22 protein-coding genes and 1 pseudogene are annotated in these 25,629 nt (G+C 49.5%); 11 read left to right on the forward strand and 12 right to left on the reverse strand.

Annotated elements, in window-relative coordinates; translation table 11 throughout:
• Nucleotides 1-113: 113 nt before the first annotated feature.
• On the reverse strand, nucleotides 114-1,106 hold the full coding sequence (gene lsrR, locus RS889_RS19675; RefSeq protein ID WP_315711126.1) for a transcriptional regulator LsrR: 993 nt from the start codon (nucleotides 1,104-1,106) through the stop codon (nucleotides 114-116).
• A 249-nt stretch (nucleotides 1,107-1,355) separates the two neighbouring features.
• Here lsrR and lsrA point away from each other — a divergent pair, with 249 nt between their 5' ends.
• The 6 genes and pseudogenes from lsrA (at nucleotide 1,356) to lsrG (ending at nucleotide 7,461) form a co-directional block, all read left to right on the forward strand.
• Nucleotides 1,356-2,921 (forward strand): autoinducer 2 ABC transporter ATP-binding protein LsrA, encoded by a 1,566-nt coding sequence (gene lsrA / locus RS889_RS19680; RefSeq protein ID WP_315708455.1) that lies wholly within the window; start codon nucleotides 1,356-1,358, stop codon nucleotides 2,919-2,921.
• A pseudogene (lsrC, locus tag RS889_RS19685) lies at nucleotides 2,915-3,992 on the forward strand (autoinducer 2 ABC transporter permease LsrC). The gene lsrA and the pseudogene lsrC overlap by 7 nt, the downstream one beginning before the upstream one ends.
• A 64-nt stretch (nucleotides 3,993-4,056) precedes the next feature.
• Nucleotides 4,057-5,058, forward strand: a complete 1,002-nt coding sequence (gene lsrD, locus RS889_RS19690) for an autoinducer 2 ABC transporter permease LsrD (protein WP_315708456.1) — start codon at nucleotides 4,057-4,059, stop codon at nucleotides 5,056-5,058.
• A 68-nt stretch (nucleotides 5,059-5,126) separates the two neighbouring features.
• The gene (lsrB, locus tag RS889_RS19695) at nucleotides 5,127-6,146 is read left to right on the forward strand and encodes an autoinducer 2 ABC transporter substrate-binding protein LsrB (protein ID WP_021014397.1); all 1,020 of its coding nucleotides are present in this window, start codon (nucleotides 5,127-5,129) and stop codon (nucleotides 6,144-6,146) included.
• A gap of 70 nt (nucleotides 6,147-6,216) precedes the next feature.
• A complete protein-coding gene (gene lsrF, locus RS889_RS19700; RefSeq protein ID WP_315708457.1) occupies nucleotides 6,217-7,092 on the forward strand; it encodes a 3-hydroxy-5-phosphonooxypentane-2,4-dione thiolase in 876 nt (291 codons plus the stop codon).
• A 78-nt stretch (nucleotides 7,093-7,170) separates the two neighbouring features.
• Complete coding sequence (gene lsrG, locus RS889_RS19705; RefSeq protein WP_021014395.1) at nucleotides 7,171-7,461, forward strand: (4S)-4-hydroxy-5-phosphonooxypentane-2,3-dione isomerase; 291 nt, start codon at nucleotides 7,171-7,173, stop codon at nucleotides 7,459-7,461.
• A 279-nt stretch (nucleotides 7,462-7,740) separates the two neighbouring features.
• Here lsrG and RS889_RS19710 read toward each other — a convergent pair whose 3' ends face one another.
• Nucleotides 7,741-8,058 carry a hypothetical protein gene (locus RS889_RS19710; protein WP_021014394.1) on the reverse strand — a complete coding sequence of 106 codons (318 nt, stop codon included), beginning with the start codon at nucleotides 8,056-8,058 and terminating at the stop codon, nucleotides 7,741-7,743.
• 209 nt (nucleotides 8,059-8,267) lie between these two features.
• Between RS889_RS19710 and RS889_RS19715 the strand changes: the two genes are divergently transcribed.
• Nucleotides 8,268-8,666 (forward strand): darcynin family protein, encoded by a 399-nt coding sequence (locus RS889_RS19715; protein WP_315708458.1) that lies wholly within the window; start codon nucleotides 8,268-8,270, stop codon nucleotides 8,664-8,666.
• Nucleotides 8,667-9,423: 757 nt separating this feature from the next.
• Nucleotides 9,424-9,744 (forward strand): GIY-YIG nuclease family protein, encoded by a 321-nt coding sequence (locus RS889_RS19720; RefSeq protein ID WP_315708459.1) that lies wholly within the window; start codon nucleotides 9,424-9,426, stop codon nucleotides 9,742-9,744.
• On the opposite strand, the gene RS889_RS19725 is transcribed toward RS889_RS19720, so the two are convergent.
• Together RS889_RS19725 and ubiT are read right to left on the reverse strand one after the other, a co-directional pair.
• A complete protein-coding gene (locus RS889_RS19725) occupies nucleotides 9,731-10,234 on the reverse strand; it encodes a GNAT family N-acetyltransferase (protein ID WP_021014391.1) in 504 nt (167 codons plus the stop codon). The two genes, RS889_RS19720 and RS889_RS19725, sit on opposite strands and share 14 nt — an antisense overlap.
• The gene (gene ubiT / locus RS889_RS19730) at nucleotides 10,228-10,752 is read right to left on the reverse strand and encodes a ubiquinone anaerobic biosynthesis accessory factor UbiT (protein ID WP_021014390.1); all 525 of its coding nucleotides are present in this window, start codon (nucleotides 10,750-10,752) and stop codon (nucleotides 10,228-10,230) included. Before ubiT ends, RS889_RS19725 begins: the two co-directional genes overlap by 7 nt.
• 314 nt (nucleotides 10,753-11,066) lie before the next feature.
• Between ubiT and ubiU the strand changes: the two genes are divergently transcribed.
• From ubiU to RS889_RS19745, 3 genes are all read left to right on the forward strand, one after another.
• Nucleotides 11,067-12,062, forward strand: coding sequence for a ubiquinone anaerobic biosynthesis protein UbiU (gene ubiU / locus RS889_RS19735; RefSeq protein ID WP_021014389.1), 996 nt, complete (start codon nucleotides 11,067-11,069; stop codon nucleotides 12,060-12,062).
• Nucleotides 12,063-12,070: 8 nt separating this feature from the next.
• Nucleotides 12,071-12,949 (forward strand): U32 family peptidase, encoded by an 879-nt coding sequence (locus tag RS889_RS19740; RefSeq protein WP_315708460.1) that lies wholly within the window; start codon nucleotides 12,071-12,073, stop codon nucleotides 12,947-12,949.
• 138 nt (nucleotides 12,950-13,087) lie between these two features.
• Nucleotides 13,088-14,110, forward strand: a complete 1,023-nt coding sequence (locus tag RS889_RS19745; RefSeq protein WP_021014387.1) for a luciferase-like monooxygenase — start codon at nucleotides 13,088-13,090, stop codon at nucleotides 14,108-14,110.
• A 41-nt stretch (nucleotides 14,111-14,151) separates the two neighbouring features.
• Here RS889_RS19745 and RS889_RS19750 read toward each other — a convergent pair whose 3' ends face one another.
• From RS889_RS19750 to nusA, 8 genes are all read right to left on the reverse strand, one after another.
• Nucleotides 14,152-16,026 carry a DEAD/DEAH family ATP-dependent RNA helicase gene (locus tag RS889_RS19750; RefSeq protein WP_021014386.1) on the reverse strand — a complete coding sequence of 625 codons (1,875 nt, stop codon included), beginning with the start codon at nucleotides 16,024-16,026 and terminating at the stop codon, nucleotides 14,152-14,154.
• A 177-nt stretch (nucleotides 16,027-16,203) separates the two neighbouring features.
• A complete protein-coding gene (gene nlpI, locus RS889_RS19755; protein ID WP_021014385.1) occupies nucleotides 16,204-17,088 on the reverse strand; it encodes a lipoprotein NlpI in 885 nt (294 codons plus the stop codon).
• A 124-nt stretch (nucleotides 17,089-17,212) separates the two neighbouring features.
• A complete protein-coding gene (gene pnp, locus RS889_RS19760; protein ID WP_315708461.1) occupies nucleotides 17,213-19,336 on the reverse strand; it encodes a polyribonucleotide nucleotidyltransferase in 2,124 nt (707 codons plus the stop codon).
• A 254-nt stretch (nucleotides 19,337-19,590) separates the two neighbouring features.
• Nucleotides 19,591-19,860, reverse strand: a complete 270-nt coding sequence (gene rpsO / locus RS889_RS19765) for a 30S ribosomal protein S15 (protein ID WP_021014383.1) — start codon at nucleotides 19,858-19,860, stop codon at nucleotides 19,591-19,593.
• Between the two features lie 111 nt (nucleotides 19,861-19,971).
• Complete coding sequence (truB, locus tag RS889_RS19770) at nucleotides 19,972-20,928, reverse strand: tRNA pseudouridine(55) synthase TruB (protein ID WP_315708462.1); 957 nt, start codon at nucleotides 20,926-20,928, stop codon at nucleotides 19,972-19,974.
• Nucleotides 20,928-21,326, reverse strand: a complete 399-nt coding sequence (gene rbfA / locus RS889_RS19775) for a 30S ribosome-binding factor RbfA (RefSeq protein WP_021014381.1) — start codon at nucleotides 21,324-21,326, stop codon at nucleotides 20,928-20,930. The genes truB and rbfA overlap by 1 nt, the downstream gene beginning before the upstream one ends.
• A 74-nt stretch (nucleotides 21,327-21,400) precedes the next feature.
• Nucleotides 21,401-24,103, reverse strand: a complete 2,703-nt coding sequence (gene infB, locus RS889_RS19780; protein ID WP_315708463.1) for a translation initiation factor IF-2 — start codon at nucleotides 24,101-24,103, stop codon at nucleotides 21,401-21,403.
• 25 nt (nucleotides 24,104-24,128) lie between these two features.
• Entirely contained in the window at nucleotides 24,129-25,619 is a 1,491-nt protein-coding gene (nusA, locus tag RS889_RS19785) for a transcription termination factor NusA (protein WP_315708464.1), read from the reverse strand.
• Nucleotides 25,620-25,629: the final 10 nt, after the last annotated feature.

Here is a 25,629-nt window from a genome sequence, read left to right on the forward strand (position 1 = left end):
GTTATTGTCGCCGTCAGATTGAGTGCGGACTGCACGCAGGGACCGGAGCATACACGTAGTATGTGACGGTAACGAGCACAGCCCAATCTCAAGCTGACAAGAAAAATAGCCAATTAAATCAAATTGATTACTGACCGAGCCGTCACCTCATCCGTCACCAACGCATTCACATACTTCCCCTGCAATGCGGCGACAATGACGTCTGATTTTTCCACACCACCTGCCACGCCGATAACGGTCGGGATAGTGGTGAGATCTGTCAACGAAATACCAATCAATTCCTGATGAATCTGCATGTCCGGAACCAGGGAGCCATCGGCCTGCATAAAGTAGCCAAGGATATCTCCGACCGCGCCTTTACGGCTGAACATCAATTGCTCGCCTTCACTGATATAGCCGGAGCGCAAAATGGTGGCCTCTTTTTTCTGATTGACGGAACCAATGCCAACTACCGCCACATCGGCTGCACAGGCAGCCAGCATCACATCACGAACACTGTTTTCCTGACGGAATGTGTCGGCAACGCTGGCACTGGATGCTCGCAGCGGCGCAGGAATAATACTGACCTGGCAGGCGGCATCCAACTGACCGATTCCCGTCATATAAGAACCAACACCGCCAGATAACGTTACCAGTCGAACTTGCTGCGATGCGATAAAACCGCTCAGGTGCTGTAGCGCAGACATGGTGGTTTCACCGAAACCAACAGCCAGTAGTTGTTGAGGCTGTACCAAAGCCATCAATAAATGCGCGGCACCGATACCCAGCCGGCTGCTGATGCCTGGAGCAGCCAGAGAAGGCAAGATACGAATATGCTTAAGGCCAAAGCGCTGTTGCAGTGTGTTTTCCAGTTCCAGACAGCCTTCATAGCGTGAATTAATCTGTACCCGAATCACACCAGACTGCCGACCCTTTTCCAGTAACCTGGAAACTTTTAATCGGGCCAACCCCAGCAGTTCGCCAATATCCCCTTGTGTTAAGCCATCGTGATAATAAAACCACGCAATGCGAGCGAGCAGTTCCTCTTCACTCATGCTATTACCCGGATATTTGTATTCATCATTGGACGACATGTTTTTTTCTTTGCTCACCGACTTTTCTTTCATGGTTGGTTTTTCTTTCATCATTACTGACTGCTTTCTTATTCCCAGACTGAAACTGTGCGTCATGGTCATATTCCACTGGATAGTCACGCTAACAGTTTACGCAACATATTTGAACACATTTTAATTTAAATATTTTTATTCACAAAAATGTGACATTGATTACGCCATTTGAGGGATTATCAAGCTATCTTTTTTGAACATTTTTATTTTTAAATTATTTTTGTTCACTTTGATCACCAGGAGCCACTGATGCCATACACCGTCCCCCCTTCGCCACCGCTGCTCCAGGCTCGAGGTATCAGCAAGCAGTTTTCTGGCGTAGTGGTATTGAAAAGTATCGATTTCACTTTACGGTCTGGTCAGGTCCATGCACTGCTCGGGGGGAATGGTGCGGGAAAATCCACACTGATGAAAATCATTGCCGGAGTCTTACCACCGGATAGTGGCATCATCGAGATTAATGGACAGCCATGCTCCGACCTCACGCCGGCGAAAGCGCATCAGTTGGGTATTTATCTGGTTCCGCAAGAACCGATGTTGTTTGCCAATCTTTCGGTGCAGGAAAATATCCTGTTCCGTTTGCCAAAACATCAAACTGATAAAAAGAAAATGGCCCAGTTGCTGGAAAGCCTGGGTTGCCGCCTGGATCTGTCTGCCAGCGCCGGTTCGCTCAATGTTGCCGATCAACAGTTAGTGGAAATTATGCGCGGCCTGATGCGCGACTCGCGTATTTTAATCCTTGATGAACCAACCGCCTCATTAACGCCCGCCGAAGCCAATCGTTTATTCAGCCAGATCAAAATATTGCTGCAACAGGGCGTCGGTGTCGTCTTTATCTCTCATAAATTGCCTGAAATCCGCCAACTGGCTGACTGGGTCAGTGTTATGCGTGATGGCGGCATTGCGTTGAGCGGCGCCACCGCGGATTTTTCTACCGAAACCATTATTCAGGCCATTACGCCACAGAGTAAAAATGGAGCGTTAAGTGATACACAAAAATTATGGCTGGAGCTGCCGGGTAATCGCCGCACCCAATCACGCGCTCAATCCGATCAACCCGTAATGCAAGTGATAGACCTGAGCGGTGAAGGATTCATGCATATCTCCTTTGAAATCCGGGCCGGTGAAATTCTCGGATTAGCGGGCGTCGTTGGCGCAGGCAGAACGGAGCTGGCCGAGACATTGTATGGCTTACGTCCTGCCAGCAGTGGCCGTATTACACTGGAAGACGTTGATATCACTACGATGAAAACCGTCGATCGCTTAACGACCGGGTTGGTTTACCTGCCTGAAGACCGGCAGGCTTCTGGTCTCTACCTTGATGCCCCGCTGAGCTGGAATGTGTGTTCACTGACACATGACCGTCAGGGAGTGTGGACCCATCCGGCACAGGAAGCCGCGACGCTGGAGCGCTACCGCCGGGCACTCAACATTAAATTTAACCATCTCGAACAGCCTGTTCGCACCTTGTCCGGCGGTAATCAACAAAAACTGCTGATTGCCAAATGCCTGGAGGCTAATCCCCTGCTGCTGATCATCGATGAACCTACCCGTGGTGTGGATGTATCAGCCCGCAGTGATATCTATCAATTGATTCGCAGTATTGCCGCACAGCATGTGGCGATTATTTTTATCTCTTCGGATTTGGAAGAAGTGGTGCAGATGGCTGACCGCGTGCTGGTCATGCATCAGGGGGAAATCAGTGGCGCACTGAGCGGCGATGAAATGACCGTCGATACGATTATGCATATCGCCTTTGGTGAACAGCATATCGACACCCATCAACCTACCGAAAATGAGGGTGTAGCATGTTGAAATTTATTCAGAGTAACCGAGAAGGCACCGCATTGCTGGCTATCCTGGCCTTATTTGCGTTGCTGGCGGCCATCGACAGCAGCTATTTCAATCTGCAAACCTTCACTATGATTTTCAGTAGTGCCCATATCCTGATTTTACTGGCGATCGGCGCCACGATGGTGATGTTGACCCGCAACATAGATGTCTCTGTCGGCTCTATCACCGGCTTATGTGCCGTCACCATCGGTATGGCGCTCAATGCCGGTTTCAGTCTGGCGATCTCCTGCCTGTTGACCTTACTGGTTGGCATGGTGGCTGGTTGCTTTAACGGCATATTGGTGGCCTGGCTGCGCATCCCGGCAATTGTCGCCACACTGGGTACGTTGGGACTATATCGTGGCCTGATGCTGCTGTTGACGGGCGGGAAATGGATTGAAGGGTTACCGGAGGATCTAAAAAGTCTGTCAACGCCGATTCTGTTTTCCATCTCCCCCATTGGCTGGCTGATTATATTGCTTATCCTGGCCATGGCCTGGCTACTGGGTAAAACCGCTTTTGGCCGCAGTTTCTACGCAACGGGCGATAACTTACAAGGCGCCCGCCAGCTGGGCATTCGGACTGACAGTATTCGGATTTTTGCTTTTTCCATGAATGGCGTAATGGCGGCACTGGCCGGAATAGTCTTTGCCTCACAAATTGGTTTTATCCCCAATCAAACCGGTAGCGGGCTGGAAATGAAAGCTATTGCCGCCTGCGTATTGGGCGGCATCAGTCTGCTGGGCGGAACAGGGACGATTATTGGCGCCATTCTTGGAGCCTATCTACTGACACAGATCGACAGCGTGCTGGTGCTGTTACGTCTACCCGCCTGGTGGAATGATTTTATTGCCGGCCTGGTGCTGCTGGGCGTGCTGGTGTTCGATGGCCGCCTGCGTTGTGCTATTGAACGCAATATCCGCCAGCAGAAATATGCCCGATTCACCACCAACACGAATGCTACCGATAAAAAAAATCCACCGACAGAACACCCGTCAAAACCAGGTAACCATAAGCCATCGAACAGTAAATCTTTCGCCAGCCGTCCCGTGAATGACAACCAATCCTTCAGTGATGGCAAGCCTTTTAACCACCAGATTAAAAAAGAGGTAGTGCGATGAGTATCTATCGACGTTACGGATGGGAACTGTCTCTGGGCGCACTGCTGGTGTTAGAGATATTACTGTTCGGTTTCTCAAATCCGCGCATGTTGGACATCAATGTGTTGCTGTTCAGCACCAGCGATTTTATCTGCATCGGGATTGTGGCCCTGCCACTGACAATGGTGATTGTCAGTGGCGGCATTGATATCTCATTCGGTTCCACCATCGGATTATGCGCCATATTCCTTGGCGTGATGTTTAAGGCTGGCGTGCCGATGGGTATGGCGATCCCGTTAACCCTGATCGTCGGCGCGCTATGCGGTTTAATTAATGCCGGATTGATTCTGTATACCGGTGTCAACCCGTTGGTTATTACACTCGGAACAATGTATCTGTTTGGCGGCAGTGCATTATTGCTGTCCGGTTTTTCCGGCGCGACCGGTTATGAAGGTATTGGCGGTTTCCCGACGGCATTCACGGACTTCGCTAACCAAACACTGTTCGGCCTGCCAGTGCCACTGGTGATATTTATGGTGTGTGTGCTGCTGTTCTGGCTGCTGATGCACCGCACTCACAGTGGCCGCAACATTTTTCTTATCGGACAAAACAGCCGGGTAGCCCGTTACAGTGCGCTCCCCGTCGCCCGCACCTTATACCTGCTGTATGCCTTGACTGGCATGGCCTCCGCCATTGCCGCCGTCCTGCTGGTGTCTTACTTCGGCTCTGCGCGCTCTGACCTGGGAGCCTCTTTTCTGATGCCAGCCATCACTGCCGTGGTGCTGGGCGGTGCCAACATCTACGGCGGTTCCGGCTCTATCCTCGGTACCGCACTGGCAGTACTACTGGTGGGTTACTTACAACAAGGTTTGCAGATGATTGGCACGCCAACCCAGATATCCAGCGCGCTGTCTGGCGCACTACTGATTCTGGTAGTGGTTGGACGTTCTATCAGTCTGCACAGACATTTGATTAATGAATGGTGGCAACGCCGCCGCACCAGACGGTCGGTAATCTAACGACCTCTTTTTCGTATTGAAATCGCCAACACCTCTACCCCTAACAAGACAGTGATTCGGAGATAGCAATGAAACCACAAAGATTAAAAAAGCTGGCACTGGTTTGTACCCTCGGATTTGCCTGCATCACGACTGCACAAGCGACAGAACGCATCGCCTTTATCCCGAAACTGGTCGGGGTGGGTTTCTTCACCAGTGGCGGGAACGGTGCTATCGCGGCCGGTAAGTCGCTGGGGGTGGATGTCACCTACGATGGGCCGACGGAACCCAGCGTGTCCGGTCAGGTTCAATTGATCAATAACTTTGTTAATCAAGGTTATAACGCCATCGTGGTTTCGGCAGTATCACCCGATGGTTTATGCCCGGCACTAAAACGCGCCATGCAACGGGGCGTAAAAATTCTGACCTGGGATTCTGACACCAAGCCGGAATGCCGCTCCATTTATATTGATCAGGGAACACCTAATCAATTGGGGTCGATGCTGGTCGATATGGCCGCCCATCAGGTGAAGAAGGAGAAGGCGAAAGTGGCTTTCTTCTATTCCAGCCCGACAGTGACCGACCAGAATCAGTGGGTAAATGAAGCGAAGAAGAAAATTCAGCAAGAGCACCCCGGTTGGCAAGTGGTTACCACGCAGTTCGGTTATAACGACGCGACCAAATCGCTGCAAACCGCCGAGGGCATTTTAAAAGCCTACAGTGATTTGGATGCCATTATTGCCCCGGATGCAAACGCCCTGCCAGCGGCAGCACAGGCGGCAGAGAACCTGAAACGCACCAATGTGGCCATTGTCGGATTCAGTACTCCGAATGTGATGCGCCCGTATGTGGAGCGCGGCACAGTCAAGGAATTCGGCCTGTGGGATGTGGTTGATCAAGGCAAAATCTCAGTCTATGTCGCCAATGAAATGCTGAAAAAAGGCACGCTAAATGTCGGGGACAAGATTGATATCCCGAACGTTGGCACCGTTGAGGTCTCCGCGAACAGTATTCAGGGCTACACCTACGAGGCAAAAGGCAGCGGTATCGTCTTACTGCCACAGCGGGTCATTTTCACCAAAGACAATATCAATAAGTACGACTTTTAATCTCGGTAGCCCGCGGCTTCCGGTCGTGGGCTGAAATGATACTTTTCACCTCCGGTTGGAGTAATTCAAGATGGCTGATTTAGACGATATCAAAGACGGTAAAGATTTCGGTATTGGTGTACCACAGAAGAACCCTGAATTTACGCTTAAAGGTTCGGGCTCGCTGGATTGGGGCATGCAATCCCGTCTGGCACGCATTTTTAATCCCAAAACCAACCGTACTGTGATGCTGGCATTCGATCATGGCTATTTTCAAGGGCCGACTACCGGTCTGGAACGTATTGATATCAATATCGCGCCACTGTTTGAGTATGCCGACGTATTAATGTGCACCCGCGGCATTTTACGCAGCATTGTTCCGGCAGCAGCCAATCGCCCGGTCGTATTGCGTGCCTCCGGCGCTAATTCAATTCTGACCGAGTTATCCAATGAAGCGGTTGCTGTCGCCACGGAAGATGCTTTACGTCTCAACGCCTGCGCGGCGGCCGCCCAGGTTTATATCGGTACAGAACACGAGCACCAGTCAATTAAAAACATCATCCAACTGGTTGATCAGGGAATGCGTTATGGCATGCCAACCATGGCGGTGACTGGCGTAGGCAAAGATATGGCTCGCGATCAACGCTACTTCTCGCTGGCAACCCGTATTGCTGCTGAAATGGGGGCGCAGATCATCAAGACGTATTATGTCGATAGTGGCTTTGAACGCATTGCCGCCGGTTGTCCAGTACCTATCGTGATTGCTGGCGGGAAAAAGCTGCCAGAACATGATGCGTTGGAAATGTGCTATCAGGCCATTGATCAAGGGGCTTCCGGGGTTGATATGGGTCGCAATATTTTCCAGTCAAAAGCCCCGATTGCCATGTTGAAGGCTGTTCATGCCATTGTGCATGAAAATGAAAATGCAGAAGCGGCTTACCAACTGTTCTTACATGAAAAAGGTTAACCGGGAACACTAAAACAACCGGTTGGTAAAGCGTGACAGTCTGGCAGCTGATGGCACGCTAACTACAAGGAGAAAAGCATGCACGTTACCCTCGTCGAGATTAATGTGAAAGAAGACAAAATTGATCAATTCATGACTGTTTTTACTGCCAATCATCAAGGCTCTATCAAAGAAGCCGGCAATTTACGCTTTGACGTGCTCAGGGATGAACATATCCCAACCCGCTTTTATATCTATGAAGCGTATGTCGATGAACAGGCCGTCGCCGCCCATAAGCAAACGCCGCACTACCTGAAATGTGTCGAGCAACTGGAGGAACTGATGACCGGCCCACGCAAGAAAACCGTATTTATCGGCCTGTTGCCTTAGCACAGACAGTAACGCCGGTTCGGCTCTCGCCACCATTCAGGGAAAGAGCTTATTCTCTAAGCCTTTCCCTGCCCAGTGACTGACACGTTTTCTATGTCAGGGTGATCTCTCCACGGCCCAGCACATATGCTGTTGCACGCCAGCTTATGTCATTAAGCCAGGCTTGCTGGATATGGTCTGAAATTACCAGACGGCTTTTCGTTTACACACGTTGAACGGATCGGGAAACCGTCATAATGCTTATCATAACGTCCGCAGGCAGATACAGGCTTTTTCTCTCTAATTCATAGCGTAGCACTTAGACGTTGCCACGTTCTGATCGGAGCCGGTTCCCGCACCTTTAAGAATGCAAATGATATAGTGCTTGTTGTTCTTGATGGTAACAACCGGCCCATATTGACCAACATAAGAAGACACAACCTCTGCTCCTTTATTGAGCATTGTTTCCAGAGAGGAATTGACCGGCTCCAGCTTGGTCGGGAACTCCATTGCATTCCCAGGTACCTTCGCCCCAGTTACCGGCGGCCAGCCTGCCGCTGATACAGTAAAAGCACTCAAAAACAGCAGTAGATAAACGAACGTAAATGACTTTTTCACAGATATTCTCCACTATTAGTAGCGCAACACCGTCTGACAGAGGCAAAAATCTTGCTTCATATCCCGTTCTGAACGCTGTTATTACCGATGCCTATCTTCTTCATATAGGTGACATTCAATATTGCAGGATTAGGTGACATTTTAACGTTGCATCAATCCCCTGATAGTTTCAACGCAACGGAACCACAATGTCATAAAATTAAACATTTATGACTTTCACTTTCTATCCAGATAGCGGTATTTTCCTAACATCTGGAGATAAAAATGATCAAGCGCTTATGATTACTGTTTTTGTATTATTAAAAACCACCACAGAATGGCTACGACTACCACGAAGCGAGAGAAACAGGATCGCTGATGAGGTAATACCTACCGTACTTTCTGGCGGGAAAGTATCGTTAAGAATGTTTGATGCTGAAGCATTCACAACGAAATGCACTGATGTGGCAATGTTCCACGCCGATGACATGGAATCATTCTATTTCGCTATCGAAAGGCTGAGAGATTCCACGCTGATAACCAAACCTTACTTCGAGATGATAGAAATCATCCCAACCATAGAAGATGGGTTTAAGAAATTCGAAGAAAAATCTCATATAGGCACTTAATTTCAATTTATCATCACATCAGTTACACGCCACTTCAGCATCTATTTGTCCTCGCTCGATACCCCGGCCCCGATGTCACATCACGCTGGGAACTCTCGTCCCGGCCCATCGCCGCCTGTCGTGGCGGCCTGCGCCCAAATAGATATTGACTGAATCGTCCGATTCGAGCCACCAGACTTACGCTAGTGTTGTGCTACACAGGGCTGCACCATAGGTCGGCTTGTCATCATAAATACTATCTGCACTGACTTATGCAATTTCGGATTTTAAGCCCATTGTGTCTGTTTTAAAAAAATTAAAAAATAGGGTCTCATATACAGGGAGTTAACGAATTTATAGGTGATGATTCAACATGAGCGGCATATTGAATAGGCTATTCAGACGGAATGAGTTGTCCTTGATTATTTTTTCTCGTTTGTAAAATTTCAAACGGATCTGGTTATTATATCCGATAACTTATTCTGCTTAATATTTGTGTTAGCTGGAATACTACATTCATGACGGTTTACCCTCGCAGGTACGGAAACCATCTAAAACTATCTCACTGTTTAATAATAAATTTTAAGCGTTCATAAAATCCGCCGACTTTCTCTGTTTTATAATAACGGTACTTGTTAATAAATAAAGATTAAAAAACAGGTATTGGCAGAGTTTACATTCTGCCAATTTATACCAGGATTTTAGCTTATATCGTTGCTTCCCTCAGAAGCATAACACCGTAGAATAAGCACTCTTCTCTTTACTGCGCTGGTTGAGCATGTTGAATCAGGTGATAACTGAAAATCCCGTACCGTGCTGGTCTCTCTATATGCTGCGTACCGCCAGCGGACTACTCTATACCGGTATCACTACCGATGTGCCACGCCGTCTGACACAGCATCAAACCGGAAAAGGTGCCAAAGCGTTACGGGGAAAAGGCGAACTGGTGCTGGTTTATCAGTGTGTTGCAGGAGATCGATCTACCGCGCTGAAATGGGAATATCGCATCAAACAGCTCAGCAAAGCGCAAAAAGAAAGGCTGGTACAAGACCAGCCCGAGACAGTAACCGCATTTCTTTCCGCATTCACAAATGGCTAAATGGCTCCGCATACTCCACCAAACCGCTGGTACCTTCAAAATGATTATCCGCCAGCGGATAAACCTGAAACGATTTCTCTGTACCTGGCCAACGGCAACGTAACTGTTGTTCAATTGCCAGAACAAAGCCAAAACGGGAATAGTAAGCCGGGTTACCTAATACCACCACTGCGGTATAACCAAATTCGTTGAGTGCATCCAGCCCTTCATATACCAGTTGCTCCCCCAATCCCTGACACCGAAAGCGTTCATCGACTGCCAGCGGTGCCAACCCCACCCACTGCCGGTCTTCATTTTCAATCGTTACGGGACTGAACGCAGCATAGCCAATCACACCACCTTCATCATCAGTCGCTACGATGCCTAAGGTCAGTTGCCCATTTTCACGCAATTGACGCACCAACTCAGCCTCGGCACCGGTCGGAAATGCCTGCCGCAACAAACTGTCAATGCCGGGTGCATCAACCGGAATTTCAACCCGAACTAGCATGACGCCGATGCGTGTACCGTTGATTGATCCACGCCCTCCTGCAAGCCCGCAGCAATAAATTCAGCCAGCTGTAACAATGTGACGCGCAACGGCGCCGGCATATTTTCCAGTTCAACGGCATCCATAAGGTTCTTCACATACAACCCCAGCTCAGTATCACCTTCAATACGCAGGCGACGCTGGAAAAACAGAGTATCGGGATCTTCCTTTCGAGCAGCGATCAGGATCAAATCATTGGCATCGGCACTAAAACAAACATCAGCCATTTCGTTATGACTCACCACCAGGTGATTATCCTGCAGCGTCATAAACCAGTGTAAATCCACATCACGGACGTCTATTTTCAGCCAGCGGCCTTCCAGAAACGCCAGTTCACCATCCTCCAGCGCTTGCCGAAACTGCCACGTTAGCAGTTGTTCCAGTACCCGATGCTGCAAGGCAAAAGGCGTGAACTTCAGTGGTTTGCCCAATAACCTCGGCCCTTGACGCACAATTTGTGCCCGTAGTTTTTCCAACACTGGCGTACTCCTATAAAGCGATGCTGACCTACTTGATAATCTGCCATCATTTTGCCACATCACACAAATGCAGCAGAGGCCTATGTCAATAATTTAACCTGTTATCGTGGAAATCACGACACATAGACGACATCAATCTTGTTTTCATCGCACATATGCTGGTTTAAATCAAAGTCCCGTGCCAGCGGGTTAACTAATATTCTGTTTCGTTAAAAACATTCATTGACTGATAACAACCTTCATCAGTCCGCCAACGTTATTGATCGCATCTGGGGGAATCCGATCGGGGAACCTTGATGTGTGAAGGAATTTGTATGGAACTGCTTTGCCCCGCTGGCAACCTGCCAGCATTGAAAGCTGCTATCGATAATGGTGCAGACGCGGTCTATATCGGGCTGAAAGACGATACGAATGCCCGACATTTTGCTGGCCTCAACTTTACCGATAAAAAACTTCAGGAAGCCTGCGAATATGTGCGCCATCACCGGCGCAAGCTGCATATCGCCATTAACACCTTTGCTCATCCCGATGGGTATCAACGTTGGCAGCGAGCAGTAGATATGGCCGCGCAAACCGGTGCGGATGCGTTGATTCTGGCCGACCTGGCGATGCTGGAATATGCGGCAGAACGCTACCCCCACATTGAACGACACGTTTCCGTACAGGCATCAGCCACCAATGAAGAAGCCATCCGCTTTTATCAACGTCATTTCGACGTTTCCCGCGTGGTATTGCCGCGCGTGCTATCAATTCATCAAGTGAAGCAACTGGCACGTACCAGCCCGGTTCCGCTGGAAGTATTCGCTTTCGGTAGCCTGTGTATCATGGCCGAAGGACGCTGCTATTTGTCATCCTATCTGACCGGTGAGTCACCCAATACCGTTGGTGCCTGTTCACCGGCACGTTTCGTGCGCTGGCAGCAAACCGATCACGGTATGGAATCCCGTCTCAATAACGTCTTGATTGACCGCTATCAGGATGATGAAAACGCCGGTTACCCTACCTTGTGCAAGGGTCGGTATCTGGTGGATGGCCAGCGCTATCACGCGCTGGAAGAGCCCACCAGCCTGAATACACTGGAACTGCTACCGGAACTGATGGCGTCCAATATTGCCTCGGTAAAAATTGAAGGCCGTCAGCGCAGCCCAGCTTATGTCAGCCAGATAACCCGCGTATGGCGAGAAGCGATTGATCGTTGTCAGGCTGCGCCGGAGAGCTTCGTGCCGACACAGGAATGGATGGATTCGCTGGGTGCGGTAGCCGAAGGGACACAAACCACTCTCGGTGCTTATCACCGTAAATGGCAGTAGGAGAAGATATGAAATACGCATTGGGACCCATTCTCTACTACTGGCCCAAAGCCGATATTGAGGCGTTCTATCAGGCGGCGATATCCAACAGTGCGGATATTATCTACCTCGGCGAAACCGTGTGCAGTAAACGCCGTGGCATGAAGGTGAACGATTGGCTCGACCTGGCTCGTCAGGTTGCCACCAGTGGTAAACAGGTAGTGATTTCCACCCTGGCTCTGTTACAAGCGCCCTCTGAACTGAACGAACTGAAGCGCTATGTCGAAAATGGTGATTTCTTGTTGGAAGCGAATGACCTTGGCGCAGTCAATATGGCGGCAGAACATCAGTTGCCTTTTGTCGCTGGTCATGCACTGAACTGCTACAACGCCTATACTCTGCGACTGCTGCACAAACAGGGAATGGTACGCTGGTGCATGCCGGTAGAATTATCCCGTGACTGGCTGCAACATCTGTTGAATCAGTGTGATGAACTGGGATTCCGTCATCAGTTCGAAGTGGAAGTCCTGAGCTACGGTCATCTCCCACTGGCCTACTCCGCTCGCTGTTTCACTGCTCGATCGGAAAATCGTGCCAAAGATGAGTGCGAAACCTGCTGTATCAACTACCCGCAGGGTCGTGATGTATTATCGCAGGAAAACCAGCAGGTATTTGTGCTGAACGGCATCCAGACCCAAAGCGGTTACTGTTATAACCTTGGCAATGAGCTGACATCAATGCAAGGACTGGTGGATATCGTCCGCCTCTCACCACAAAGCACGGAAACACTGATAATGCTGGATAAATTCCGCGCCAACGAACAAGGATTGCGCCCACTCACGCTGGAAAACCAGGTGGAGTGTAACGGTTACTGGAAACGGGTAGCCGGGTTAGAATTGGTTCAATAATATCAATCACATTGCGGGGGATAGCCCTCTCCCGCACACTTCATCCTGCGTCATCTCCTGAATATTGAGTAATATTAATTACTCTCATTCATTGACTGATCGCTGTCAGGTCAGCACGTAATCAGGCGAGCCATGCTTATGCCATCACATACTGTTCCCTTTTCCGTTCTTGATTTGGCTCCCATTCCGCAGGGCGCTACACCACGCGATGCTTTCCATCATTCGCTGGATCTGGCTCAACACGTGGAACAATGGGGCTACCATCGCTATTGGCTGGCTGAACACCATAACATGACGGGGATCGCCAGCGCCGCCACCTCGGTATTGATTGGCTACCTTGCTGGTGGAACGCACCGTATCCGGCTCGGTTCCGGTGGCGTAATGCTGCCCAATCACTCACCACTGGTGATTGCAGAACAGTTCGGTACGCTGGAATCCCTGTATCCCGGTCGTATCGATTTGGGGCTGGGACGGGCTCCCGGTACTGATCAGCGCACCATGCTGGCGTTGCGTCGTCACCTAAATGCCGAGATGGATGATTTTCCCCGTGACGTACAGGAACTTCAGCGCTATTTCACCGCCACGCAACCCGATCAACCAGTACAGGCAGTTCCCGGCCAAGGATTAAATGTCCCCATCTGGTTGCTCGGTTCCAGTTTGTATAGCGCCCAGCTAGCTGCCTCAATGGGATTACCTTTTGCGTTCGCAGCGCATTTTGCACCCGATATGCTATTGCAAGCTTTGCAAATCTATCGCAGCACTTTTCGTCCATCAGACCGTTTCCCCGAACCCTATGCGATGGTCTGCGTGAATGTGGTAGCCGCCAATAGCGATCGTGATGCCCGTTTCCTGTTTACGTCCATGCAGCAGCAGTTTATCAACCTGAGACGAGGTAACCCTGGCCCATTACCTGCACCAGTAGAGGATATGTCCGCCCTCTGGACAGCAGCCGAACAGTTTATGGTAGAGCAGACATTGCGGCTGTCGATAGTGGGAGATCGCAGTAAAGTTCGTCATGGTTTGCAAACGTTGCTGAGGGAAACACAGGTCAATGAAATCATGATTAATGGCCAGATCTTTGATCATCAGGCTCGGTTACATTCATTTGAAATGATCGCGGGATTGCGGGAAGAAGTCATTCAGGAAAACCAGATAAACTGACAATAAAAAACCAGCCCGAAGGCTGGTTTCAATTCACTGCGTTATGCTTCGCTGCGACGCGGTGCGCGTTGACCATCACGGCCACCACCGCGACGTTCGCCACCACCTTCACGGCGTTCGCCACTAAAAGGACGGCCAGCGCCTGCGGGGCGATCACTGAAAGAACGGCCACCGCGAGCCGGTGTTGCACCTGCACCACCACGTTCGCGACGTTCATGTGGCTGAGCATCACCCATCAGTTGCATATTCATTGGCTTGTTCAGGATGCGTGTACGGGTAAAGTGCGACAACAGGTCACCCGGCATTCCTTTCGGCAGCTCAATAGTGGAATGGGTAGCAAACAACTTGATGTTACCGATGTAGCGGCTACTGATATCTCCTTCATTAGCAATAGCACCCACGATGTGACGTACTTCAACACCATCATCACGACCCACTTCAATGCGGTACAACTCCATGTCACCCACATCACGGCGTTCACGACGCGGAGGACGTTCCCCGTCACGTGCTTCGCCACGGCCATCACGACGACGCTCACCACGTGGTGATTCATCACGATCACGAGATTCACGGCGTGGACGACGATCAATCACCGGATCCGGCGGCAGAATCAGCGGACGCTCACCTTGAGCCATTTTCAGTAACGCCGCAGCCAGCGTTTCCATATCAAACTCATCCTGTGGCTGCAACTTGGCCAACAGCGCACGGTACATATCCAGATCACTGCTTTCCAACTGCTGTTGCACTTTAGAAGCAAACTTGGCCAAACGACGCTGCCCCAGCAGCTCTGCATTCGGTAATTCTACTTCCGGGATAGTCAGCTTCATGGTGCGCTCAATATTGCGCAGCAGGCGACGTTCACGATTCTCTACAAACAACAGCGCACGACCCGCACGACCCGCACGACCCGTACGACCAATACGGTGGACATAAGATTCTTCATCCATCGGGATGTCGTAGTTGACGACCAGACTAATACGGTCCACATCAAGACCACGAGCCGCCACATCCGTTGCAATCAGAAGATTCAAGCGACCATCTTTAAGACGTTCCAGCGTTTGTTCACGCAATGCCTGATTCATGTCACCGTTCAGTGCGGCACTATTGTAACCGCTGCGCTCTAGCGCTTCTGCCACTTCCAACGTTGCGTTTTTGGTACGGACAAAAATAATCGCCGCATCAAAATCTTCTGCTTCCAGGAAACGGATCAATGCTTCGTTTTTGCGCGCACCATGCACCGTCCAGTAACTCTGGCTAATGTCTGGGCGAGTAGTAACGCTGGACTGAATACGGACTTCTTGTGGGTCCTTCATGAACCGACGAGTAATGCGACGGATCGCTTCCGGCATCGTTGCAGAGAACAGCGCCGTCTGATGCTCAGCCGGGATCTGCGCCATGATGTTTTCTACATCTTCAATAAAGCCCATACGCAGCATTTCATCAGCTTCATCCAGTACCAATCCACTAAGATTGGACAGACTCAGCGTACCGCGCTTCAGATGATCCAGCAGACGTCCGGGCGTACCCACGACAATCTGAGGTCCCTGACGCAACGCACGCAGCTGTACGTCATAGCGTTGACCGCCATATAACGCTACTACGTTGACGCCATGCATATGCTTGGCAAAATCACTGCAGGCTTCAGCCACCTGCACCGCCAGCTCGCGGGTTGGGGCCAGCACCAGCATCTGCGGTGCTTTTAAATCTACGTTAATATTCTGTAATAACGGCAAAGCGAATGCCGCTGTTTTACCACTCCCGGTCTGCGCCATACCCAGCACATCACGGCCGTTGAGCAGATGAGGGATACATTCTGCCTGAATGGGTGATGGTTTTTCGTAACCCAGATCTGACAGGGCATTAATAATTGGAGCGGATAGCCCCAAGCTAGCAAAAGAAATTTCAAACTCAGCCATGTAAACGTGCCTCATTTCATAATGGCGGCCAGTCTACATAACTTGTCGAGAAAATATTCAATCATTTTCATTGAAAAGTGTGAACCGGCTCAAATTGGATTAAAAAGCGAACAAAAAAGCCTCGCCCATAAAGGCGATAGAAATCATCATGATTTCAGGCTGATAGATGTTCGTCAGCTATTGCTGGTCCGATCCTGATAGGTCGTCTTGCTCTTGGCCTAACTGCGCCAATTCCAACAACGCATAGCGGTGCTCAACAAAGTTATGAACGTTGTTAGCAACCGTCAGCTTGAACAGCGCCAAAGCGGTGTTCTTGTCCCCCAGACTTAGGTAATGCTTACCTAAATAGAAGTCAGTTTCACTGAGATGCTCAGCGAGCGAAGTGTTATCCGTAGCTTCTTCCTGTACACGCTGCATCAACGTTTTTTCGCTGATGTTGCCCAGGTAGAATTCGACAATATCCCATCCCCACACACCTTTCTTCGCTTCCTCATAGCGCGCTTTTAACGCTGCATTGGCCTTCTCGGGATTAATTTCTCTCTCCACAAGATACAGCCACAAGGAACGAAAAGGATCATTAGGATCGTCTCGATAAAACGCCAGCAGATCATCCTGCGCTAACAGGTAACGACCACCATAGTATAAGGCGATCCCCCGATTCAAACGCGCATAATTGTAAGTTGGATCAAGCTCTAATACAGAATCAAACGCTTCATAGGCAGCATCAAAATTGCCTGCCTGCGTTAAGTAAATACCCAAATAATTAAATACTTCAGGCATATCGGGACGGATAGAGAGCGCTTGTGAAAAATCATTTCGCGCCAATGCCCGTAACCCCAAGCTATCATACAGCACTCCGCGCTCATATAATAGCTGCGCTCGCTCGTCGGGGGTAAGAGCCCGACTCGCCAGGATCTGTTCCATGCGAGCCAGAATCACTTCCTGTTGCAAAGTGGGTTGTAATGGAACTGCCAATACTACATCTTTGCGCCAATCTGTGTTGCTGCATCCTGCCAGCATGATTGCTGTCGCAACATAACACCAGCGCAAGAAAGGCTTCATTTCCTACTCCCGAAGACATACATTGTATGAACATCCTGTCCCCGACTGCTCAGTATAAAGATATCCATTCCTTATAATACACGCAGCTCCTTCACACTGTAAGGAGCTGCAAACTGATTAGCTGTTATTCTTCTTCCCCGGAAGCGGAAACCGATTCCTGAGGCTGGGCATTGGCTTCTTTAATGCTCAGACGAACTCGTCCCTGGCGATCAACTTCCAGTACTCTAACCGGAACTTCCTGACCCATTTGTAGATAATCAGTCACTTTCTCGACACGCTTATCAGCGATTTGAGAAATATGTACCAAACCTTCTTTACCACCACCGATAGCTACGAAAGCACCAAAGTCTACAATGCGGGTCACTTTACCTTGATAAATCCGACCGACTTCAATCTCAGCGGTAATCTCTTCGATACGGCGAATGGCATGTTTTGCCTTCTCGCTATCCGTTGACGCGATTTTCACTGTACCGTCATCTTCAATTTCGATGGTAGTGCCAGTCTCTTCGGTCAATGCACGGATAACAGAACCGCCTTTACCAATAACATCCTTGATCTTGTCAGTACTGATCTTGATCGTATGAATACGCGGTGCGAACTCAGAGATTTCACCACGCGGTATGCTGATTGCTTGCTCCATCACACCCAGAATATGCAAACGGGCACCTTTTGCCTGATTCAGCGCAACTTGCATGATTTCACGGGTAATGCCTTCAATCTTGATGTCCATCTGCAGCGCGGTTACACCATCACGGCTACCAGCCACTTTAAAGTCCATATCGCCCAAGTGGTCTTCGTCACCAAGAATATCGGACAAGACAACATAACTGTCGCCTTCTTTTACCAATCCCATAGCGATACCCGCTACAGCGGCTTTAATCGGCACACCAGCATCCATCAATGCCAAAGAGGCACCACAAACAGACGCCATAGAAGAGGAGCCATTAGATTCGGTAATTTCGGATACCACACGCACGGTATACGGGAATTCACTCGCTTTCGGCATAACAGCCAGAACACCACGTTTTGCCAGACGGCCATGACCGATCTCACGACGCTTCGGTGATCCGACCATACCAGTCTCACCTACGGAATACGGAGGGAAATTGTAGTGCAACATGAAACGATCAGTGCGTTCACCGGTCAGTTCATCAATATTCTGAGCATCACGCTCAGTACCCAATGTAGCGGTCACCAACGCTTGTGTCTCACCACGGGTAAACAGAGCAGAACCATGAGTACGCGGCAACACACCGGTACGCACATCCAGACCACGGATCATGTCTTTTTCACGACCATCAATACGCGGTTCACCACGTAACACTCGACTACGAACCACATTTTTCTCAATGCTGCCCAAAATGTCGCGGATTTCATCTTCATCCAGCGTAGCATCTTCTGCCAATAGCACCGCAGTAACTTCAGCTTTGATAGCATCAACCTGTGCGTAACGCTCTTGCTTTTCAATAATGCGATAAGCATCACCTAAACGGGCTTCAGACAGCGCCTGCACACGACTCTGCAATGCAGCATTCACTTTCGGAGACGACCAGTCCCATTTCGGTTTACCTGCTTCAGCAACCAGCGCCTTGATGTTCTCAATAACTACCTGCTGCTGGTCATGACCAAAGACAACGGCACCCAACATCTGATCTTCACTTAATAAGTCAGCTTCGGATTCAACCATCAGTACAGCCCCCTGGGTACCGGCCACAACCAGATCCAGACGACTTTCTTTCAGTTCATCAATAGTCGGGTTCAGCACATACTGGTCGTTGATATAACCAACACGAGCGACACCGATAGGACCATTGAACGGAATACCAGACAGGCTCAACGCAGCAGAAGCACCGATCATGGCAACGATATCCGGGCTTACTTGCGGATTCACCGACACCACCGTGGCAATAACCTGAACTTCGTTCACAAAACCATCTGGGAACAGCGGACGAATAGGACGGTCAATCAGGCGGGAGATCAGGGTTTCGCCTTCACTCGGACGACCTTCTCGACGGAAAAAACCACCCGGGATACGGCCAGCAGCGTAAGTACGCTCCTGATAGTTGACAGTTAGCGGGAAAAAGTCCTGACCAGGTTTAGCGTGTTTAGCACCCACTACCGTCACAAATACTGCAGTGTCATCCATACTAACCATAACAGCAGCAGTAGCCTGACGCGCCATCATCCCTGTTTCCAGAGTGACAGTGTGTTGACCATATTGGAATTTACGTACGATCGGATTCAGCAAAATTATATCCTTCACCATATGCTATGTGCGTGATTAGGGGACGAATTCACGCCAAGTTAACACCCGATCCAGTCACTACATCCTCGCGACTAATGACAACCTTCAGTCTGCCTTTGCAGATAAAGCCTCTCATTAGCCGCGCGAATCGCTGTAATAACGGATCCTATTTAAAACACAATACATTACTCTGTTTTACTAGACCTTCCTAGAAGAAAGGGGCCGCAAGAGGCCCCTTCCCACTGAAACTCGCCAGATTAGCGACGCAGGCCCAGACGTTCAATCAAGCTGGTATAACGCGCTACATCTTTACGCTTCAGATAGTCCAACAGCTTACGACGCTGCGAAACCATGCGCAGCAGACCGCGACGACTGTGGTGATCTTTTTTATGCTCAGCAAAATGGCCTTGCAGATGATTAATCTGCGCAGTCAACAAAGCAACCTGAACTTCAGTAGAACCACTGTCGTTAGTATCACGACCGAATTCCGAAACGATTTTAGCTTTAGCTTCAACGCTTAGAGACATAGTAAACTCCAGAACATTATAAATAAAAAAACAAGGCGCCGATCTCTAATTCAGCCACCCAAGATTTAAGCCGGGTTATTCTACTCGTAGCGCCTTACGATAGCAAGATGCTCACTGGATAGCCGGCTCTGCGTGTTCGACCACCAAACGCCGTGGTGCCACACGGCCTTCAACGTCCATCTCACCCATACCGATAAATTTATGCTCTTCACCTTCAGTAATGCGCACCATACCCGACAGTGGCGCCCCGGCAGTTCGAACAGCCTGGCCCAGCTTCAAATATCCTGCCATCACTAAAGAAAGATTCACTTCAGGAAACGCTTGTACCGGACTATCCATAGGCAGTAACTGTGCATCCAATGCCGACATTAGTGAAGATGCATCCACCTGATCCTGATCCAGCAATCCGTTAAGCTGCTCCAGCGTTATCATTCGCTCGATAGGGTAATTTGCTACCTGTAAACGACGCAGGTAAATGACATGTGCACCACAACCAAGCTTTTCACCTAAATCGTCAATAATGGTACGAATATAAGTGCCTTTGGAGCAATGAATTTCCAGCTCCAGCTCATTCCCTTCCCAGCGGATAAACAACAACTCATAGACAGTGATTTCCCGTGCTTCACGCGGAACCACCAGCCCTTGACGGGCATACTCATATAACGGTCGACCCTGATACTTGAGTGCGGAATACATGGATGGAATCTGCTGGATAGTGCCGCGAAATCCATCTAGCGCATGTGCCAGCTCATCACCAGTGAACGTAACCGGGCGTTCTTCGATCACATTACCGTCAGCATCAGAAGTATCAGTGCGCTGTCCCAACCGGGCAATAACACGATAACGTTTATCTGAATCCAACAGATACTGGGAAAACTTGGTCGCTTCTCCCAGACAAATCGGCAGCATTCCTGTTGCCAGCGGATCCAACGCCCCCGTATGGCCTGCTCTGTTGGCATTAAAGATACGCTTTACTTTTTGTAGTACATCGTTAGACGATATATTCTGTGGCTTATCTAGCAATAACACACCGTTTATATCTCGGCCGCGACGACGAGGACGCCCCATTAATCCTCCTGATCATCGTCGGAAGAAGAGCGACGCTCAATATCCTTTCTAACAACATTGGTCACCAGATTGGACATACGCATCCCTTCCACCAGGGAATTGTCATAAGCAAAAGTCAATTCCGGAACCACACGTAAACGCATAGCCTTACCCAACAACATCCGGATAAAACCAGAAGCATCCTGTAATGCCTTCAGGCCTGTTTTAACCTGTTCCGGCTCATTATCATTTAAAAAAGTCACAAAAATCTTGGCATAGGCCAAATCACGCGAGACCTCGACACCAGAAACTGTGGCCATGCCCACACGCGGATCTTTTACTTCACGCTGAATGATAATGGCGATTTCTTTTTGCATTTCCTGCGCCACACGCTGCGTGCGACTGAATTCTTTTGCCATGATGAATCCTCAGGGAAAAATCAGGGGGCACTAAGCCCCCTGAACGGAAAAATGAAATTACGTTATCGGAAAAATTAAGCGATAGTGCGTTTAATTTCAATAGTTTCAAACACTTCGATCATGTCGCCTGGGCGAACGTCGTTATAGTTCTTAACACCGATACCACATTCCATACCGTTACGGACTTCGTTAACGTCATCTTTGAAGCGGCGCAGAGACTCCAGCTCACCTTCATAGATCACCACATTGTCACGCAGGACGCGGATCTTGTTGTGACGCTTAACAACACCCTCGGTCACCATACAGCCAGCAACCGCACCAAACTTCGGTGACTTGAAGACATCACGCACTTCGGCCATACCGATGATTTCTTGCTTGTACTCTGGCGCCAGCATACCGCTCATCGCCTGTTTCACTTCGTCGATCAAATCATAAATGACGGAGTAATAACGCAAATCCACGCTTTCTGACTCAACGACACGACGCGCAGAAGCATCAGCACGAACGTTAAAACCAAGAATAATCGCGTTCGACGCAGCAGCCAGTGTTGCGTCGGTTTCTGTGATACCGCCCACACCAGAGCCCACGATTTTGACTTTCACTTCATCAGTAGACAGTTTCAGCAAAGAATCAGAAATCGCTTCACAAGACCCTTGAACATCAGATTTCAGAACAATATTTAGCTCAGAAACCTCACCTTCGGTCATGTTAGCGAACATATTTTCCAATTTGGATTTCTGCTGACGAGCCAGTTTAACGTCACGGAATTTACCCTGACGATAGAGAGCCACTTCACGTGCTTTCTTCTCATCGCGCACAACCGTCGCTTCATCACCGGCCGCAGGTACACCTGACAGGCCGAGAATTTCAACTGGAATAGACGGACCAGCTTCTGTAATTTCATGCCCCAGTTCGTCACGCATTGCACGTACTCGGCCATATTCAAAGCCACACAGAACAATATCACCTTTATTCAGTGTACCTTCACGTACCAGAACAGTTGCAACCGGACCACGACCTTTATCCAGGAAGGACTCAATCACGACACCACTGGCCATACCGCTACGGATCGCCTTCAGTTCCAGAACTTCGGACTGTAACAGGATTGCATCCAACAGCTCATCAATACCCGTACCGGCTTTTGCCGACACATGTACAAACTGAGACTCACCGCCCCACTCTTCCGGCATAACGCCGTACTGGGACAATTCATTTTTCACACGGTCTGGATCAGCTTCTGGTTTATCAATTTTGTTAACAGCAACAACGACCGGGACTTTAGCTGCTTTGGCATGCTGGATTGCTTCAATAGTCTGAGGCATAACGCCATCGTCAGCTGCAACCACGAGAACCACGATATCTGTTGCCTGAGCACCACGTGCACGCATAGCGGTAAACGCGGCATGCCCCGGAGTATCCAGGAAAGTAATCATCCCGTTTCCGGTTTCTACGTGATAAGCACCTATATGCTGAGTAATCCCACCCGCTTCGCCAGCTGCGACTTTAGTAGAGCGAATATAATCCAGCAGTGAAGTTTTACCGTGGTCAACATGTCCCATGATAGTCACTACCGGTGCACGAGATTCGGGTGCAACGCCAGTATCACGGTCACTCATTACCGCTTCTTCCAACTCGTTTTCACGGCGAAGAATCACTTTGTGACCCATTTCTTCCGCAACCAGTTGTGCTGTTTCCTGATCGATAACCTGGTTAATAGTCGCCATAGCGCCAAGTTTCATCATGGTTTTGATGACCTGAGAGCCTTTCACCGCCATTTTATTGGCCAATTCGGCAACCGTAACGGTTTCACCGATGACCACATCACGGTTGACAGCCTGCGCTGGTTTATTGAACCCCTGCTGCAGTGTGCTTGGTTTACGTTTGCCCTTACCACCACGAACGGCACGAGCCTCTTCACGATCAGCCTTGGACTCAGACAGACGATTACCTTTTTTCTGTTTGGTCACCTTACGGCTACGACTACGACGTTCACCTTCAACCTTGCGGTCATTCTCATCTTCAGCTTCACGCGCATGATGAGATGTTGTTACGTGGTAGTCAGCATCCTCGGTAACAACTGGTGTGCTTTGTGCTTCCCAAAGTCCGGCGTTCTCTGTCGCCATGCGACGGGCTTCTTCAGCAATACGCCGGGCTTCTTCTTCAACTTTCATCTGTGCCGCTTCTTCTGCTTTGCGCTTGAGTTCAGCCGCTTCAGCTTCACGTCGAGCTTTCTCAGACTGGGCTGGTTTGGTCGTACTGTCATTCTGTTGATTGATCACTTTTTCTTTTTCCGCTACATCACGCTTAGCTTTTTCGGCGGCTTCACGTTTGGCTTGCTCTTCAGCAGCGCGTTTTGCCTTCTCAGCGGCTTCACGTTTAGCTTTTTCTTCAGCTTCACGTTTAGCTTGCTCTTCAGCAATGCGTTGTGCCTGTTCTTCCGCTTCACGCCGTGCCAGCTCTTCCTCTTCAGCCTGTTGGGCATCCAGTGGATCGCGTTTTACATAAGTGCGTTTCTTGCGGACTTCAATCTGCACCGATTTACTCTTACCGCCGGTGCTCGGAATATTTAATGTGCTACGTGTTTTACGTTGTAATGTCAATTTGCTTGATGCACTACCGCGTTCACGGTTCAGGTACGTCAGCAGTGCTTCTTTCTCGTGCTGCGCCACAGAGTCTGAAGCAGACTTGGTAATTCCCGCATCAGCAAATTGCTGTATCAGGCGGTCAACCGAAGTCTGAATCTCTGCGGCCAGCGATTTTATGGTTACATCTGTCATGCTGTTCCTTTCCTGCTACAGTTTGTTATTCGTTGTCGTCACCAAACCAACAGATATTACGTGCAGCCATAATTAGCTCACCGGCTCTTTTTTCATCAAGCCCTTCAACATCTGCCAGGTCGTCGACGCCCTGCTCAGCAAGATCTTCCAACGTACATACACCACATGCAGCCAGTTTGAATGCCATTTCACGGGACAAACCAGGCAAACTGAGCAAATCATCGGCCGGTTGAACATCACCACGGCTTTCTTCACGCGCCAACGCCAACGTGGTCAATGCGGCTTTTGCACGCTCACGCAGAGATTCAACGATTTCTTCATCCAGATCGTCAATTTCTTGCAACTCTTTGATCGGTACATAAGCCAGCTCCTCCAGCGAAGAGAAACCCTCTTCCACTAAAAGTGTGGCGAAATTTTCATCAATATCCAGATATTTAGTGAAGATATCGATTGCTGCATGAGCTTCAGCCTGATGTTTCTCCTGAAGATCTTCTATGGTCATCACGTTCAATTCCCAGCCACTGAGCTGAGAAGCCAAACGCACGTTTTGTCCGTTACGGCCGATAGCCTGAGCCAGGTTGCCAGCTTCAACAGCGATATCCATGGTATGATTGTCTTCATCCACCACGATAGATGCCACATCTGCCGGAGCCATTGCATTAATAACAAACTGTGCCGGGTTATCATCCCATAGCACGATATCAACACGCTCACCACCCAGTTCACTAGATACTGCCTGTACGCGCGCACCACGCATACCTACGCAGGCGCCTACCGGATCGATACGCTTATCATTGGTTTTAACTGCGATTTTCGCACGAGATCCCGGATCACGTGCCGCAGCTTTGATTTCAATGAGTTCCTCACCAATTTCCGGTACTTCAATGCGGAAAAGCTCAATCAGCATTTCCGGGCGAGAACGGCTGACAAACAACTGCGCTCCACGGGCTTCTGGACGAACGGAATAAAGCACGCCTCGCACACGGTCACCTGGACGAAAATTCTCACGGGGAAGCATATCTTCACGGCCAATAACCGCTTCGGCGTTATTCCCCAGATCCAGGGAAATATTATCACGACTCACTTTCTTGATTACACCGGTTACGATTTCACCTTCCTGTTCACGGAACTGTTCGACAACCATCGCCCGTTCAGCCTCACGAACCTTCTGAACAATAACCTGCTTGGCTGTTTGAGTAGTGATCCGATCGAAGGTGACAGATTCAATCTGGTCCTCAATATAACCACCCAGCTCGACGGTAGGATCATCAAACTGTGCCGCTTCCAGGGTGATCTCACGTGTTGGTAAAGTGACTTCATTCACTACCAGCCAGCGACGAAATGTATCAAAGTCCCCTGTTTTACGGTCAATACAGACACGGACTTCAATTTCCTGTTCATACTTTTTCTTAGTTGCTGTTGCTAATGCTGTTTCCAGCGCTTCAAAAATTTTCTCGCGCGGAACGGCTTTTTCGTTTGAAACCGCTTCAACAACAGCCAGAATCTCTTTATTCATCCTAGTTGCC

This window comes from Brenneria uluponensis (assembly GCF_032395385.1).
GTDB lineage: Bacteria > Pseudomonadota > Gammaproteobacteria > Enterobacterales > Enterobacteriaceae > Prodigiosinella > Prodigiosinella aquatilis.

Excerpts from the sequence above, each read along its gene's own strand:
- lsrR (WP_315711126.1), bottom strand. The coding sequence starts at position 1,106 with ATGAAAGAAAAGTCGGTGAGCAAAGAAAAAAACATGTCGTCCAATGAT.
- lsrA (WP_315708455.1), top strand. The coding sequence starts at position 1,356 with ATGCCATACACCGTCCCCCCTTCGCCACCGCTGCTCCAGGCTCGAGGT.
- lsrD (WP_315708456.1), top strand. The coding sequence starts at position 4,057 with ATGAGTATCTATCGACGTTACGGATGGGAACTGTCTCTGGGCGCACTG.
- lsrB (WP_021014397.1), top strand. The coding sequence starts at position 5,127 with ATGAAACCACAAAGATTAAAAAAGCTGGCACTGGTTTGTACCCTCGGA.
- lsrF (WP_315708457.1), top strand. The coding sequence starts at position 6,217 with ATGGCTGATTTAGACGATATCAAAGACGGTAAAGATTTCGGTATTGGT.
- lsrG (WP_021014395.1), top strand. The coding sequence starts at position 7,171 with ATGCACGTTACCCTCGTCGAGATTAATGTGAAAGAAGACAAAATTGAT.
- RS889_RS19715 (WP_315708458.1), top strand. The coding sequence starts at position 8,268 with ATGACTTTCACTTTCTATCCAGATAGCGGTATTTTCCTAACATCTGGA.
- RS889_RS19720 (WP_315708459.1), top strand. The coding sequence starts at position 9,424 with ATGTTGAATCAGGTGATAACTGAAAATCCCGTACCGTGCTGGTCTCTC.
- RS889_RS19725 (WP_021014391.1), bottom strand. The coding sequence starts at position 10,234 with ATGCTAGTTCGGGTTGAAATTCCGGTTGATGCACCCGGCATTGACAGT.
- ubiU (WP_021014389.1), top strand. The coding sequence starts at position 11,067 with ATGGAACTGCTTTGCCCCGCTGGCAACCTGCCAGCATTGAAAGCTGCT.
- RS889_RS19740 (WP_315708460.1), top strand. The coding sequence starts at position 12,071 with ATGAAATACGCATTGGGACCCATTCTCTACTACTGGCCCAAAGCCGAT.
- RS889_RS19745 (WP_021014387.1), top strand. The coding sequence starts at position 13,088 with ATGCCATCACATACTGTTCCCTTTTCCGTTCTTGATTTGGCTCCCATT.
- RS889_RS19750 (WP_021014386.1), bottom strand. The coding sequence starts at position 16,026 with ATGGCTGAGTTTGAAATTTCTTTTGCTAGCTTGGGGCTATCCGCTCCA.
- nlpI (WP_021014385.1), bottom strand. The coding sequence starts at position 17,088 with ATGAAGCCTTTCTTGCGCTGGTGTTATGTTGCGACAGCAATCATGCTG.
- rpsO (WP_021014383.1), bottom strand. The coding sequence starts at position 19,860 with ATGTCTCTAAGCGTTGAAGCTAAAGCTAAAATCGTTTCGGAATTCGGT.
- truB (WP_315708462.1), bottom strand. The coding sequence starts at position 20,928 with ATGGGGCGTCCTCGTCGTCGCGGCCGAGATATAAACGGTGTGTTATTG.
- rbfA (WP_021014381.1), bottom strand. The coding sequence starts at position 21,326 with ATGGCAAAAGAATTCAGTCGCACGCAGCGTGTGGCGCAGGAAATGCAA.
- infB (WP_315708463.1), bottom strand. The coding sequence starts at position 24,103 with ATGACAGATGTAACCATAAAATCGCTGGCCGCAGAGATTCAGACTTCG.
- nusA (WP_315708464.1), bottom strand. The coding sequence starts at position 25,619 with ATGAATAAAGAGATTCTGGCTGTTGTTGAAGCGGTTTCAAACGAAAAA.